Origin of the sequence: Lysobacter sp. 22409 (assembly GCF_052045105.1) — a bacterium.
Lineage (GTDB): Bacteria > Pseudomonadota > Gammaproteobacteria > Xanthomonadales > Xanthomonadaceae > Lysobacter > Lysobacter antibioticus_B.
Genome location: NZ_JBQEOE010000001.1, coordinates 21,390 through 35,786 on the forward strand (window position 1 = coordinate 21,390; position 14,397 = coordinate 35,786).

Consider the following 14,397-nt stretch of genomic DNA (forward strand, 5'->3'; position numbering starts at 1 on the left):
TGGAAGATCACGGCTACGGAAATAGTGATGGCGTTCAAGACGAGATTGAAGCGGATCGGAAAACGCATCCCGCCGGTGTACTGGCTCGGCGGCTTGGTCAATTACCTCAAGTTCCGCCGCGAACTAGCGCGCGAGCAAGCGCTCTACGACGCGCAACTGCGGCATGGCAAGGCGGCGGTGCCGCCGCCGATGTTGCGTTATCGCGTGCACCGCGCCTTGGACGAGGCCAGCTTCGTGGCCACCGGCCCGCTGGTGGCCACTGATTTGCTGAGCTGCCTGGACAGCCGAGGCGTGCGCCTGGATGGACTGACCGTGCTGGATTTCGCCTGCGGGCCGGGGCGGATCGTCGGCGAAATGAAAACGCGTTCGCGCAACTGCGAATTCCACGGTTCGGACATCGATCCGGAAGCCATCGAATGGGCGCAGCGGCACCTCTCGCAGGTCGCCCGTTTCCAGGTCAATGCGCCCGCGCCGCCGACGTCCTATGCAGACGCGTCGTTCGATGTGATCTACAACGTTTCGCTGTTCACCCATCTGGACGAGACCAATCAGAACGTCTGGCTGGAGGAACTGGCGCGCATCCTCAAGCCCGGAGGCGTGCTGCTGACAACGGTGCACGGCAAGTACACACTCAACAGTTGCACACCGGAAGAGCGGGCCGAACTGGACAGGTACGGCATCGCCTTCCGCGTCGATCACAAGGGGCGTTTCAAGCTCGACGGCCTGCCGGACTTCTATCAGACCACCTTCCACACTCGCGATTACATCGCGCGGACCTGGAGTCGGTATTTCGACGTTCTCGATCATGTCGAAGGCGGGCTGCAGCAACATCACGACGTGGTCCTGCTGGGGCGACGGGCGGAAGCGGCGTAATGATCGGCCCACGCGCCTTTACCGAGCGCCTGCCGGCGATGCTGTGGTGGCGGGGCGCGCTGCTGTTGGTGCTGGCGGTCGAGCCGGTGCTGCAGGAGGGTTTGATCGGTTTCATCGACGGCCTCGCCGAAGCGCCGCCTTAGCTGAACCGATTGCGCGCCGGGCCGGCTTTGGCGCGCGCCCGTTCAGTTTTTTGTTGTCAGACTCTGCGCAAGCGTTCTGGAGTATTCCGATGATTCGTACCGTCAAATTCGCCGCGGCCGGCGCGATCGCCGCCGTACTGTTCTCGGCCAGCGCCTTCGCCGGCGCGCGCGACGACCTGGGCGCCTTCACCCGCGGCCTCAAGGGCCTCGACGGCCAGTTCGCCCAGCAGGTCTACGACGCCAACGGCAAGCTCAAGGAAACCTCGCAGGGCCAGGTGGCGCTGTCGGCGCCGCGTCTGTTCCGTTGGGAATACGTCAAGCCGTATCCGCAGTTGATCGTCGCCGACGGCAAGAAGGTCTGGGTCTTTGAGCCCGACCTCAAGCAGGTCACGGTGCGTCCGCAAGGCGCCGAGGAACAGAACAGCCCGCTTGCCGCGCTGATCGACCCGACCCGCCTGGATGCGATGTTCGTGGTCAAGGACAACGGCAGCAACGGCGGCCTCAACTGGCTGTCGCTGCAACCCAAGACCGGGAACGACGCCAGCTTCCGCAGCGCCAAGCTCGGCTTCAACGCCGGCGGCCTGGCGAAGATGGAAATCGTCGACGCGCTGGGCCAGAAGACCGAGATCAGCTTTAGCGGCTGGAAGCGCAATCCGAGCTTCCCGGCGACCACGTTCAAGTACGCGCCGGCCAAGGGCGTGGACGTGATCGGCGAAGGCTGAGCGACACCGCGCGGCGACGCCGCGCTGGGTAACGAGGCACCGCGCAATCACCGAAACGCGAGCTCCGCCGGGGCTCGCGTTTTTCGTTTGTGCGCACGTCTGCGAACACCGATGTCGCAAAGCGCGACATCGATCAAAGCGTTTGCGCCGCAGGGGGCCGTGTTTGTGAGCCGGGTCGCAGCGCATCGTCGCGATGCGTCGCGTTATTCGCCGGGCCGGGCCGTACCGATCTGCGGCCGCGCCGCGTCGCATGCTGCGCGGCGTCACAGCACGAACCAAGGCGCCGGATGCCCCGACGCGGACACGGTGACATGCTCGCCGCGCTTCGCCAGACCGAGGCGAAGCCGGCGCAGGAGCGAAGCTGGCCGCATGCGCGCGTTGCCCCGCCAGCGACCCGACTGGAGCACGACCGCATGAAGCGTCTATCGTTATTGATCGCCTTGTTGCTGCCGACGATGGCGGCCGCCCAGGACCAGACCTTCGAGAAAGACAACGGCATCATCCGCATCCGGCTCAACGAAAAAGTTGCGCCGCACAATACTCGCTCGCCGATGATCACCGGCCTGTGGATCGCCGGCCGCCTGGCCGTACCGCACGACAACGTCGGCGCCGACTTCCAGATGACCACGCGCAGCAGGGAGGGCAACGAGTACAACCCCACCCAGGGCGGCGACTGCACCGGCCGCACCTCGCTGCTGACCGGTTCGATCCCGAACTGGAGCGGCGCCCAGCTCGGCACGCCGGCCAGCCACGGCATCCTGCTCGGCATCGACCCTTTGCTCTACGACGAGCCGAATCTCTCCGGTACCTGTCGGGGCCGTCCGGCGCAGGTCGCGCCTTACGACATGGCCTTCGGCGTCACGCTCGGCGACGGCTTCGCCATGCCGCGCGAAGCCATGATGCTGGACATGTCGATCCGCAAGGATTTCTCGGGCGCGCAGAACCCGGTCAAGGCCCTATCGGAACTGCCGGTCGCGTTCGTCGACGTCAATTTCCTGCGTTACGCCTATTACAGCCTCAACGGTTCCCAGTTCCAGCGCTTCCAGCCGTCGACCACGCCCGGCCTCAGCCACGACATCAAGCAATGGCCCTGGAACGAGAACTACTACCAGAGCGGCCACGCCATCGCCTTGTGCGATCGCCCCGACATGGTCGAGCAGCCGAACCAGGGCACCTGCATGGCGTTCTATTCGCACGAGCCGACCCTCGTCTACGCCAGCCGCCGCCAGGGCGCGCCCTACGAACTCGGGCTGATGTCGATGTTGGGCGACGACGATTTCTCGACCGAGATCGTCGGCACCGAGTGGCATACCGCGCGTCGGCTGGTGGCGGTGGGGCACCTGACGTCGGTGGCGGCGGTGATCGCGCACGCCGAGCAGCATGTCCCGGCCTCGTCGTGGGCACAGTGGTAAGCGCTCGGACGGGTTGATCCGATCTCGATGCGGGTCGTCCCGATGGCCGCAGTCGGCGGCCGTTGATGCGAGCCCTGCGGGGCTCGCGTTTTTTGTCGCGGCGACTAGAGCGAATGCGTCAAGCGTAACCTCGCCGCGTCGCGCACGGCGCAGCTACAGCGTCTTTTCGTAACGGATCGTGGTCAGGCCGCTGTTCCATTCCTGGTCGGGATAACGCGCCGTTTCGCGATAGCCCAAGGCCAGGTACAAGGCCTGGCTGCCGGTGTTGAAGGTGTCGGTTTCCAGGCTCGCCGTCGCGATGCCGTCTTCGCGCATCGCTGTCTCCAGCGTGGCCATCAGTTGCCTGGCCACGCCGTGCCGGCGTGCCGGGGCGGTCACATGCAGAGCCCCGACGAAACCGCCGTCGCGGTGGGCGAAGCCGGCCAGGCGCCCATCGAGTTCGGCGACCACGAAGCGGCCCAGGTGCGCATCGACGAAGCGTTCGGTACCGCCGCCGTTGCGATAAGCGGCGATCGCCTCGGCGCTCAGTTGCGGGCGCCAGGTATCGACGAAGGTTTCCTCGAGCAGGGCCAGTACGGCGGCGCGGTCGTTCGAGCGTGCCGGGCGGATCCGAAGCAGGGCTTTGGTCATTGATGAGCGGCGACGCTGCCTGGCAGCGTCGGGTGCTTGATGCCGATGGATCGCTCATTGTGCTGTCGCGATGCATCGACAGGAATGGCGAGATCGGTCCTTAGCGCAGTGGTCCGAGCGGCCTCAGCTCGATGCCGGCGCCTGCTCCGGGAACCACTCCGCGCGTGCCAGCCAACCGGCCAGGAAGCGCTGCAGCACCGGATGCGCGGCGGCGAGGTTGCGGTAGTAGTCGATGCGGCCCTGGCGGTAGTGCGGGTACAGCGCCGCCTGATCGGCGGCCTGCAGTGCCGCGGCCGTGTCCGGGCCGAACCGGCCGTCGGCCACCACCGGCGGGCCGAGCAGGGTCTGCACCAACGACACCGCATGGAAGCCGGCGTTGACCTGGAAATCGAACAGGTCCTCGGCCAGGCATTGCAGGCCGATCGCGTCGCATTGGAGCGGGTCCCAGTACAAGGTCTTGTAGAGGATCGCCGCCTGGCCGTTGCTCAGTGCCTTGAGGTTGTCGAGGGTGGGCGCGATGCCGAGCAGTGCCTGCGCATGCGCCTGGAAGGTCGCCAGGGTGATGCCCTTGTTGGTCGCGCCGCCCGGGTCGGCCGGGTCGTCGACGTAGCCGCCCTCGAACTTCAGCAGTTGCGGGAAAAACGCGTTGAAATCCGCCATCGCGATGCTCGCTGTGTAGGTGGATGGAGTTCCGGCGTACCGGGTTCGTGAACAAGAACGTCGCCGGGACGGGGCTGTGAGCGGCCTGCGTACGCAGGCCCGGTCGCGGATCCTACTCACTCGCCGCCGTGCTTGCCGCTACCTTCGCTCCGGGGTTCGGTTCAGACCTGCCAAACGGTTTGCGTTATCCCGCTGGATCAAGGGCTTGCGCCCAGGCGCGGCTCGCCGCCGCCGCGATCTTGCTATCGTGTCGGACCGCCCGACACCGGAACCCGTTCGCCCCGTGGCCCGCCGCAACGCCTCTTCCTCCGCTAACGATCGCGACCTGTTGAGCGTGGATCGCGACGGCCTGCGCCCGCTCGCCGAACGCATGCGTCCGCGCGCGCTCGACGAGATGGTCGGTCAGCGCCGCCTGCTCGCGCCGGGTTCGGCGCTGCGCCGCGCGGTCGAGTCCGGGCGGGTGCACTCGATGATCCTGTGGGGGCCGCCGGGCTGCGGCAAGACCACCCTGGCGCTGCTGCTGGCGCGCTACGCCGATGCCGAGTTCAAGGCGATCTCGGCGGTGCTGTCGGGCTTGCCGGAAGTGCGCCAGGTGCTGGCCGAGGCCGCCCACCGGTTCGCCGACGGCCGCCGCACCGTGCTGTTCGTCGACGAGGTGCATCGTTTCAACAAGAACCAGCAGGATGCGTTCCTGCCGCACATCGAGCGCGGCACCATCCTGTTCGTCGGCGCCACCACCGAAAACCCGTCGTTCGAGCTCAATTCGGCCTTGTTGTCGCGCTGCCGCGTGCACGTGATGGAGTCGGTCTCGCCCGAGGACATCCGCCAGACCCTGCGCCGCGCGCTCGAGGACGAGGAGCGCGGCCTGGGCGGGCAGTCGATCCAGGTCGGCGACGAACTGCTGCTGCAGATCGCCACCGCCGCCGACGGCGACGTACGCCGCGCCCTGACCCTGCTGGAGATCGCCGCCGAGCTGTCGCAGGACGAAGACGGCCTGATCACCGAGGCGACCCTGGCCCAGGTGCTGGCCGACCGCACGCGCCGCTTCGACAAGGGCGGCGACCAGTTCTACGACCAGATCTCGGCGCTGCACAAATCCGTGCGCAGCTCCAACCCGGATGCGGCGCTGTACTGGTTCGCGCGCATGCTCGACGGTGGCTGCGATCCGCATTATCTGGCGCGCCGGATCGTGCGCATGGCGGTCGAAGACATCGGCCTGGCCGATCCGCGCGCCCAGCAGATGGCGGTCGACGCCTGGGACACCTACGACCGGCTCGGCAGCCCGGAAGGCGACCTGGCCCTGGCCCAGGTGGTGATCTACCTGGCGAGCACGGCCAAATCGAATGCGGCCTATGCGGCCTTCAACGCGGCCAAGAGCGATGTCGGCCAGTACGGCACCCAGGACGTGCCGATGCACCTGCGCAATGCGCCGACCAAGCTGATGGAACGCCTGGGCTACGCCAAGGGCTATCAGTACGACCACGACGCGGACGGCGGCATCGCCCTCGACCAGACCGGCTTTCCCGAGGCGATGGGCGAACGGGTGTATTACGAGCCGGTCGCGCGCGGTCTGGAGATCAAGCTCGGCGAGAAACTCGCGCGCCTGCGCGCGCTGCGTTCGCAGGCGCGCGGCGAGGGCGACGGGCAGGGCGAAGGCGAGGGCGGCTGAGGCGAGGGCGGCTGGCGAGGACATACTCGAACGCGGCGGCCGTTCAGGCCGGCCGCGACGGGTCGGACGGTCAGACGGGAGCGTGTCAGATGGCAGCGGGCAGGCCGCTACAGGCCGGCGCATAACGGGAGATCGCATACGGTGTTGGCTTCGTTCTTCGCAATCGGCCTCGGCGCCGCGATCGGTGCGTGGGTGCGCTGGGGCCTGGGCCTGTGGCTCAATCCGAGCCATGCCAGCCTGCCCTTGGGCACCCTGGCGGCGAACCTGATCGGCGGCTACGGCATCGGCCTGGCCGTGGCCTGGTTCTCGCAACACCCCGCGATCGCGCCGGAGTGGCGCTTGTTCGTCATCACCGGCCTGCTCGGCGGGCTGACCACCTTCTCGACCTTCTCGGCCGAAGTCGTGCACTTGCTGGGGCGCGAGCAGTTCGGCTGGGCCTTCGGCGTGGCTGCGTTGCACATGCTGGGCTCGTTCGCGATGACCGTGGCTGGCATCGCCAGCGTGCAGGCCTGGGGTCGTGCTGGCTGAGCGGCGCCGGCCGAGCCGCGTCGGCTGAGCGGCCGCCCGCAATTACTCGATGGACGGCGGGACCGGACGACGCGACATGCGCAGCACGTCGTCGCTCGGCGCGGCGACCTTGTTGGCCAGGACCTGCTGCAGGGATTCGACCTCGGCCCAGACCATGTGCTGCAGCGCCTGCAACAAGGTCATGCCGGCATTCGACAAGATCAGGCGGCCGTCGTGGCTCAGGGCCAGCCCATCCTCGATCAATGCATGCTTCATGTGACTGGTTTCCGGTTGCACCCCGCGTTGCAACCCCACTAGAACGCTCAGCAGAGCGTGTTCCCGCAATGACACCTTGAACAAAGCACTTCCCCTCTCAGCACCCGGCACGTATGGCTTGTATGTGCCGGCAGTCACGATATGGGATCGGACGTGATGACAGCTTTGACAGGCACTGGTGCACCTGAAAGTTGCTTTCGGCCGGTGCCGGGCGGCCCTGTGGCGAAGGCGGCAGCCGGTGGCCGGGAGGCGCCGTCGGGAGTGGCCGGCCCCGTTGTAACTGTCCTGGCGATGCGGCATCGTCGCCGCACCCGCCGGGTCGGCGGGCACACCACAGATTCGGGACTTCCATGCTGATCTACGACAAAGTCGTGCCGCTGAACCGCCACACCCATCGCCGCCTGCGTCTGCGTTCGTCCTCGCACAACGCCCGTTTCGCCGCGGGTCTCAACTCGGTGCCGTTGACCACGGTCGAGTTCCTGCAGGCCGCCTGCGAATACGCCATCGTGTTCGCCAAGCTCGAAAGCGGCGATTTCCTGCCGGCGATCATGGTCGGCCTGCGCAACGAAGAGAACCTCTACGTCGGCGAAGACGCGCGCTGGAAGCGCGGCTACGTGCCGGCGTTCCTGCGCCAGTATCCCTTCATCCTCACCGAAGACCGCGCCAACAATACGATGACGGTCTGCATCGACATGGGCTACGACGGTCTGTCGGAAGAAGAGGGCGAGCCGCTGTTCCAGGAGAACGGCGAGGACACCGAGAGCCTGGCGCGGGCGATGGGCTTCATGTCGAATTACCACGAAGAGTTCCGGCGCACCGCCGCGTTCACCGCCAAGCTCAAGGAACTCGACCTGCTGGAGCAGCGGGTGATCCGTTTCGGCGGCGAAGGCGAACCGCAGCGCGAACTCGGCGGCGTCTACGTCGTGTCGGAAGAGCGTTTGTTCAAGCTCGGCGACGCGCTGATCCCGGAACTGCTGCGTACCGGCGCGCTTGGGCTGATCTATACCCATCTGACTTCGATGCAGAACCTCGACCGGCTTTCGGCCTTGGCGCAAGAAGCGCAGAGCAAGGCCGCCCCGGCGACGAGCTGAGCCGACCGCTTTAGTGGCGGAAGCTTTTGGCGTTTGATCTAGATCTGGACCTTGCTTGAGCGATACGCCGCGAAGCCGACACGACGCGGTCGCGGCTCGCGCCGCTCCTACTCTTTAAACCGGCGGCCACGACGCTCTGATCTCGCGTCGCTTCCGACTGGAGTCCAGGGTAGGAGCGACGCAAGTCGCGACCACGTTTTCGCGGCCTCCGGCGTGTCCCTCGAGCAAGAGGGCAAATCCCTCGACCAAGAGCAGAGCTTCCGTCCGCTACGCGGCCGGGTTACTTTCTTTTGCTGGCCCAAAAGAAAGGTAACCAAAGAAAAGGGCTTTCCTTGACGAAGCTCCCGTGCGAGTACGCAGCTTGCGCCGGGATTTTTCGATAAGACGTCCCTGTCTTATCGAAAAACGGCGCACGTCCTGTGCGCCGCCCTCCGGGTCTCCAAGTGTTCTCGCGAGTTCGGTACTGCGCCAAGCTCTTCATGGCAACGGCAACGGCAACGGCAACGGCAACGGCAACGGCAACGGCAACGGCAACGGTCAGGACACACGACCTTGCCGAGCTGTCGCGCATGCGCCTCAATCGCGCAACCGTGCCAACTTGCGTTCGCGCCGATGCATCAACACACCCGCCACGCTGACCCCGATCGCCACCAACAGCACGATGATCGTGGTCAACGCATTGATCTCCGGGGTCACGCCGATCTTGACCTTGGAATAGACCAGCATCGGCAGGGTGGTCGAGCCCGGACCGGAGGTGAAGCTGGCGATGACCAGGTCGTCCAGCGACAGGGTGAAGGCGAGCAGCCAGCCGGCGAGCAGGGCCGGGGCGATCAGGGGCAGGGTGATGACGAAGAACACCCGCCACGGCTTCGCGCCCAGGTCCATCGCCGCTTCTTCCAGGCTCGCGTCCATCGAGGTCATGCGCGAGCGCACCACCACGGTGACGTAGCAGGCGGTCAGGGTAATGTGGGCGAGGGTGATCGTGGTCATGCCGCGTTCGGGCCAGCCGAACAACTGCTGCACGCCGACGAACAGCAGCAACGAGGACAGGCCGAGCATGACGTCGGGCATCACCATCGGCGCCGAGTTCATCAGGCTGAGGATGCCGCGGCCCGGGAAACGGCCGAAGCGCGACAGCGCCAGCCCGCTCGCGGTGCCGAGCGCGACCGCGGCGGTGGCCGAGATCGCGGCGATGGTCAGGCTGCGCTGCACCGCCTCCAGGATCTGCTCGTTGCGCATCAGCGCGCCGTACCACTGCAGCGAGAACCCGCCCCAGGTGGTGGCGCGTTCGGAGCCGCTGAAGGAGAACACGATCACCGAGACGATCGGCAGGTACAGGAAGGCGTAGCCCAGCGCCATCATCGTGTACAGAGTGAACGGGCGCCGCCTCACGAGCGGGCCTCGCGCGCCACGCGACGGTTCTCGACATACTCGAACAGCAGGGTCGGCAGCACGATCAGCAACAGCATGGCGATGGCGATCGCCGCCGACAGCGGCCAGTCGCGGTTGGTGAAGAACTCGGTCCACAGCACGCGGCCGATGGTCAGCGCGTCGGGGCCGCCGAGCACGTCGGGGATCACGAACTCGCCGACCGCCGGGATGAACACCAGCAAGGTGCCGGCGATGATGCCGGGGATCGACAGCGGCAGGGTCACGCGCGCGAAGGCCTGCCAGGGTTTCGCGCCGAGGTCGGCGGCGGCTTCGAGCAGGGTGAAGTCGAGCCGCACCAGGGTCGCGGCGAGCGGCAGGATCATGAAGGGCAGGTAGTTGTAGGTGATGCCGATATAGACCGCCAGGTCGGTGTGCAGCACCGCCTCGCCGGGCTCAATCAGGCCGGTCCAGGCCAGGGCCTGGCTGATCAGGCCGTTGGCGCGCAGCAGGCCGATCAGGGCATAGGTGCGCAGCAGCGAGCTGGTCCAGAACGGCAGGATCACCAGCACCAACAGCAACAGGCGCAGCACCCGCGGTGCGCGGGCGATGCCGTAGGCGATGGGATAGCCCAACAGCAGGCAGAACAGGGTCGACACCGAGGCGAACAGCAGCGATTTCAGATACGCGGCGATATACAGCGGGTCCGACAGCAACGCGGTGTAGTTGGAGGCATGCAGGCGCAGCGAAGTGGCGCCGTCGGCACCGGTCTCGATCAGCGGGGTGTACGGCGGCACCTGGCCGAACAGGCCCTGGGCGAAGCTGATCTTGAGCACGATCAGGAACGGCACCAGGAAGAACAGCGCCATCCACAGCATCGGCACAGCGGTTACCAGCAGGCGGCCGCGGCGGCTGCGAAACTCGTCGCCAACCGCGCGGAACCAACCGAAGAGGTTCTGAACGACATCCGCCCAGAAACCCCAGCCCCCCAAGTCCCGCTTTTGCTCCATCCCACTCATGGGCGCATCCCCAGCACGGCCGCGCAGACCGTTCCGGCACGCATGAGCCGGCGATGCACGAGTCCGCCGCTCACGAGGCCATGCTTCACGAGGTCAGCCTTCACGAGGTCAGCCTTCACGACGTCAGCACCACCGCGCTGCTCGCATCCCACGACAGCCACAGGCTGTCGTCCCAGTCGTAATGCGGCTCGGAGCTGCGCGCGACGTGGGTTTCCTGCACGCGCAAGGTCGCGCCGGCCTCGGTCTGGACGTGATAGATCGAGACGTCGCCGAGGTAGGCGATGTCGCGGACCTTGCCGACCACGGCGTTGTCCAGGCCTTCGGGGCGGGTTTCGTGGACGTCGATTTTCTCCGGGCGCACCGCGATGCCGACCGCGGTGCCTTCGGGCAGCGGATCGGGATGGCGTGCGAGCAGTTCGCCGCCGACCCCGTCGCAATGCACGCGCAGCAGACCGCCGTCGTCATGGCCGAGCACGCGTCCGTCGAGCAGATTGATGCCGCCGATGAACTCGGCGACGAAGCGGGTCGCCGGGTATTCGTACAACACCGCGGGCGTCGACACCTGGACGATGCGGCCGGTGTCCATGACCGCGATCCGCGACGACATCGTCATCGCCTCTTCCTGGTCGTGGGTGACCATGATGAAGGTGGTGCCGACCCGTTCCTGGATGCTGACCAACTCGAACTGGGTGTGTTCGCGCAGTTTTTTGTCGAGCGCGCCCAGCGGTTCGTCGAGCAACAACAGCTTGGGTTGCTTGGCGAGCGCGCGGGCCAGGGCGACGCGCTGGCGCTGGCCGCCGGAGAGTTGGTCGGGCTTGCGGTTGCCGAGCTGCGGCATGCGCACCAGCTCCAGCATCGCCTGCACGCGGTCGCGGATCTCGCCGGCGCCGAGGCGGGCTTCGCCGGGCAGGCTCTGCTTGAGGCCGAAGGCGATGTTCTGGGCCACGCTCATGTGCGGGAACAGGGCATAGCTCTGGAACATCATGTTGACCGGGCGCTGGTACGGCGGCAGGTCGGTGACGTCGACGCCGTCGATCAGCACGCGGCCGCGGTCCGGTGTCTCGAAGCCGGCGAGCACGCGCAGCAGGCTGCTCTTGCCCGAGCCCGAGCCGCCGAGCAGGGCGAAGAACTCGCCGCGGTATACGTCCAGCGAGATGTCGTCGCAGGCGTAGACCTTGCCGTAGGTCTTGGTCACGCCTTCGATGCGCACGAACGGCTGTGCGGACGGGTCGCGCCAGGGTTCGAGCACGGCGCTGCGGGCGGGGACGCTCACGCGCTCAGTGCCCGCTCTTGATGCGGGTCCAGGCGCGTACGCGCTGGCGTTGCACGTCTTCGGGCAGGGACTTGGGGTCGATCAGTTTGGTCCGCACCTCCGCCGGCGGATACACGCCAGGGTCCTGGGCGATGGCCGGGTCGACCAATGGCAACGCGTCCTTGTTGGCGCTGGCGTAGGCGACGTGGTTGCTGATCGCCGCGGCGACCTTCGGATCGAGCAGGTAATCGATGAAGGCGTGGGCGTTGCCCGAGTGTTTGCTGTCTTTCGGTACCGCGATCACGTCGACCCAGCGGATCGCGCCTTCCTTGGGCAGCACGAAGCGCAGGTTCGGCGCCGGCTTGCCGGCCTTGGCGGCGGCATCGAAAGCGTCGGTGCTGGCCTGGGCGATGTCGCCGGAATAGCCCATCACCAGGCAGGCGTCGCCGTTGGCGAAGGCATCCTTGTACTCGGCGTTGTTGAAGGTGCGCACGTAGGGCCGGATCGCCTCGTAGACCTTCTTGACCACCTCGATCTCGTCGGCGGTGCCGGCGTTGGGATCGCGTCCGCGCCAGATCAGTGCCGCGCCGAAGGCTTCCTGGTCGTCGTCGAGCACGGTGATGCCGCACTTGGCGAGCTTGGCGGCGTTGGCGGGATCGAACAACAGCGACCACGTATCGAGTGCGGCGCCGGGGCCGAGCGCGGCCTGAACCTTGTCGACGTTGACGCCGAGCCCGGTCGTGCCCCACATGTACGGCACCAGATGCGCGTTGCCCGGGTCGATGCCGTCCAGGTTCTGCAGCAACTGCGGGTCGAGGTGCTTCCAGTGGCTCAACTTGCTCTTGTCGAGCGCTGCATACAGCCCGCTCTTGACCTGACGTTGGGCGAACGGACGCGCCGACGGAAACACCACGTCGTAGCCCGATGCGCCCGCGGTGAGCTTGCTCTCCAGGGTTTCGTTGGCATCGTAGACGTCGTAGTTGACCTTGATGCCGGTCGCCGCCTCGAAGTTCTTGATGGTGTCGTCGGCGACGTAGTCGGACCAGTTGTAGACGTTGAGCACCTTCTCCTCGGCGCCGGCCGGCGCGGCGGGCGCGGCCTGGTCGGGCTGTTTGCCGCCGCAGGCGACGAGCATCAGGGCGCAGGCGAGCGGGGCGAGGCGCAGGATCACGGTGTTCTCCAAAACAGGTGCGATGGCGGGGATGTTCGGAGGGCGCTCGGGCGGTGTCAATGTAAGACAGCCCTTTGCGCCGGCCTTCACGCGAAGGACCCGATCGCCGGCCCGCCTCGGATGGCTTTAGCTCCTCTCCCGTTGACGGGGTGAGCGAGCGCGGCTTGCGAGCTCACGAACGCCAAGGCGCTATGCGTTCTGGCCGGGGTGGGGTTGGGGGGAGGGCGCAGAGAGTTCGGGTGAGGGCAGGCCGACTGCGCTATCGTCGCCGGCAGCCCGCCTGGAGAGACCCGCATGTCCGATCGCCCGCACCTTCGTCGCTGCGCACCGAGCGCGATCCTGTTGGCCTTGGGTCTGGCTGTGCTGTCGCCGCTGCCCGCCGCCGCACAGGACGCCACGGCCTCCGAACCGCCGGCCTGGGCCCTGCACGGCGGCGTGAGCGCGCTCAGCGACTACATCTGGCGCGGCGTGTCCCAGACCCAGGAAGACCCGGCGCTGCAGGCCGAGATCGAGCTTGAACATCGCAGCGGCTTCTATGCGGGCTTGTGGGCTTCGAGCATCGACTTCACCGCCGCCGGCGAAGAGGACGACGGCATCGACTACGAACTCGACGGCTACCTCGGCTGGGCCGGCGAATTGCGGCCCGGTCTGGAACTGGACGTGGCGCTGATGCGGGCCGCGTATCCTGGCGCTCGCTCGGGCTTCGACTACGACTACACCGAGCTCGAAGGCACCCTGAGTTTCGCCGAGCATTACCACGTCGGCCTGGCGTATTCGCCGGACATTTTCGGCCTGGGCGGCAAGGGGTACTACTGGAACGCCGGCGGCGAATGGCCGCTCGGCGAGAGCGGCTTCGGGTTGAAGGCTCAGATCGGTCATTACGACCTCGAAGACGCCGCAGGCGACAGCTACAACGATTACCTGCTGGCGCTGACGCGGGAGTTCGGGCCGGTGCAGGCGGAGTTGCAGTACACCGATACCTCCAGTTATGGGGCGGAGTTGTCGGAGGCGCTCGACGATGGGAAGTTGGCGGATGGGCGGGTGAGTTTGGTGGTGGGGTGGAAGTTTTAGGGGGCCACGGACGATCGCGGGGGATCGTTTTTCTAGGGTCAAGGTCAAGATCAGGATCAAACGCCAAGAGCTTCCGCCACTAAAGCGGCGGGTAACTTTCTTTTGTCTAAAGCAACAAAAGAAAGTCACCAAAGAAAAGTGCTTTTGCTTTGAATCACAGGCCCGCACGATCGATGCATACGCAGGGATTTTTCATACGGGACATCCCTGTCCCGATGAAAAACGGCCTGCATCCATGCAGGCCGCCCTCCGGGTCTTCTATGGCCTTCGCGAGTTCGGAGCGGCGCACAGCAACGACAACGGCTGATGCTCGTGCTCCGAGGGTAGGAGCGGCGCAAGCCGCGACCAGGGCAATTCCGGGCCTGCGTCGCCGCATAAAAGAGGTCGCGGCTCGCGCCGCTCCTACTCCAAAGCAGTCTTGCCATTGCTGTTGCTTTTGCTGTGCGCAGCCTGAGCCTCGCGAAGGCAATAGAAGACCCGGAGGGCGGCCCGCATGGATGCGGGCCGTTTTTCATCGGGACAGGGATGTCCCG

The 14,397-nt window shown here is 66.5% G+C and carries 15 protein-coding genes; 8 read left to right on the forward strand and 7 right to left on the reverse strand.

The features are described from left to right. Positions 1 to 27 precede the first annotated feature (27 nt). The 4 genes from ACTJJK_RS00090 (at position 28) to ACTJJK_RS00105 (ending at position 3,150) form a co-directional block, all read left to right on the forward strand. On the forward strand, positions 28 to 873 hold the full coding sequence (locus ACTJJK_RS00090; RefSeq protein ID WP_440729149.1) for a class I SAM-dependent methyltransferase: 846 nt from the start codon (positions 28 to 30) through the stop codon (positions 871 to 873). Continuing rightward, entirely contained in the window at positions 873 to 1,016 is a 144-nt protein-coding gene (locus ACTJJK_RS00095) for a hypothetical protein (RefSeq protein WP_440729150.1), read from the forward strand. Before ACTJJK_RS00090 ends, ACTJJK_RS00095 begins: the two co-directional genes overlap by 1 nt. A gap of 89 nt (positions 1,017 to 1,105) precedes the next feature. Then, complete coding sequence (lolA, locus tag ACTJJK_RS00100; RefSeq protein WP_036148737.1) at positions 1,106 to 1,738, forward strand: outer membrane lipoprotein chaperone LolA; 633 nt, start codon at positions 1,106 to 1,108, stop codon at positions 1,736 to 1,738. 413 nt (positions 1,739 to 2,151) lie between these two features. Then, entirely contained in the window at positions 2,152 to 3,150 is a 999-nt protein-coding gene (locus tag ACTJJK_RS00105) for a hypothetical protein (protein WP_440729151.1), read from the forward strand. Between the two features lie 153 nt (positions 3,151 to 3,303). Here ACTJJK_RS00105 and ACTJJK_RS00110 read toward each other — a convergent pair whose 3' ends face one another. Further along, on the reverse strand, positions 3,304 to 3,780 hold the full coding sequence (locus ACTJJK_RS00110; RefSeq protein ID WP_031372305.1) for a GNAT family N-acetyltransferase: 477 nt from the start codon (positions 3,778 to 3,780) through the stop codon (positions 3,304 to 3,306). Positions 3,781 to 3,903: 123 nt separating this feature from the next. After that, a complete protein-coding gene (locus ACTJJK_RS00115; RefSeq protein ID WP_031372306.1) occupies positions 3,904 to 4,440 on the reverse strand; it encodes a glycoside hydrolase family 108 protein in 537 nt (178 codons plus the stop codon). A gap of 370 nt (positions 4,441 to 4,810) precedes the next feature. Here ACTJJK_RS00115 and ACTJJK_RS00120 point away from each other — a divergent pair, with 370 nt between their 5' ends. Both ACTJJK_RS00120 and crcB read left to right on the forward strand, forming a co-directional pair. Next, on the forward strand, positions 4,811 to 6,109 hold the full coding sequence (locus ACTJJK_RS00120; protein WP_223620236.1) for a replication-associated recombination protein A: 1,299 nt from the start codon (positions 4,811 to 4,813) through the stop codon (positions 6,107 to 6,109). Positions 6,110 to 6,250: 141 nt separating this feature from the next. Next, positions 6,251 to 6,637: a fluoride efflux transporter CrcB gene (gene crcB / locus ACTJJK_RS00125; RefSeq protein ID WP_440729152.1), complete on the forward strand. Its 387-nt coding sequence runs from the start codon at positions 6,251 to 6,253 to the stop codon at positions 6,635 to 6,637. Between the two features lie 42 nt (positions 6,638 to 6,679). Here the strand turns inward: crcB and ACTJJK_RS00130 are convergent, their stop codons facing one another. Further along, positions 6,680 to 6,892, reverse strand: coding sequence for a hypothetical protein (locus ACTJJK_RS00130; protein WP_031372309.1), 213 nt, complete (start codon positions 6,890 to 6,892; stop codon positions 6,680 to 6,682). 350 nt (positions 6,893 to 7,242) lie between these two features. On the opposite strand from ACTJJK_RS00130, the gene ACTJJK_RS00135 reads away from it, so the two are divergent. Continuing rightward, positions 7,243 to 7,983, forward strand: coding sequence for a SapC family protein (locus tag ACTJJK_RS00135; RefSeq protein ID WP_440729153.1), 741 nt, complete (start codon positions 7,243 to 7,245; stop codon positions 7,981 to 7,983). Positions 7,984 to 8,559: 576 nt separating this feature from the next. Here the strand turns inward: ACTJJK_RS00135 and ACTJJK_RS00140 are convergent. The 4 genes from ACTJJK_RS00140 to ACTJJK_RS00155 form a co-directional block, all read right to left on the reverse strand. After that, positions 8,560 to 9,345, reverse strand: a complete 786-nt coding sequence (locus tag ACTJJK_RS00140) for an ABC transporter permease subunit (RefSeq protein ID WP_031372311.1) — start codon at positions 9,343 to 9,345, stop codon at positions 8,560 to 8,562. A 26-nt stretch (positions 9,346 to 9,371) separates the two neighbouring features. Further along, complete coding sequence (locus tag ACTJJK_RS00145; RefSeq protein ID WP_223620238.1) at positions 9,372 to 10,229, reverse strand: ABC transporter permease subunit; 858 nt, start codon at positions 10,227 to 10,229, stop codon at positions 9,372 to 9,374. Positions 10,230 to 10,485: 256 nt separating this feature from the next. Continuing rightward, the gene (locus tag ACTJJK_RS00150) at positions 10,486 to 11,643 is read right to left on the reverse strand and encodes an ABC transporter ATP-binding protein (protein WP_440729154.1); all 1,158 of its coding nucleotides are present in this window, start codon (positions 11,641 to 11,643) and stop codon (positions 10,486 to 10,488) included. 4 nt (positions 11,644 to 11,647) lie between these two features. Beyond that, on the reverse strand, positions 11,648 to 12,793 hold the full coding sequence (locus ACTJJK_RS00155; RefSeq protein ID WP_440729155.1) for a polyamine ABC transporter substrate-binding protein: 1,146 nt from the start codon (positions 12,791 to 12,793) through the stop codon (positions 11,648 to 11,650). 294 nt (positions 12,794 to 13,087) lie between these two features. Here ACTJJK_RS00155 and ACTJJK_RS00160 point away from each other — a divergent pair, with 294 nt between their 5' ends. Continuing rightward, the gene (locus ACTJJK_RS00160) at positions 13,088 to 13,864 is read left to right on the forward strand and encodes a TorF family putative porin (protein WP_440729156.1); all 777 of its coding nucleotides are present in this window, start codon (positions 13,088 to 13,090) and stop codon (positions 13,862 to 13,864) included. The last annotated feature ends 533 nt before the right edge of the window (positions 13,865 to 14,397 follow it).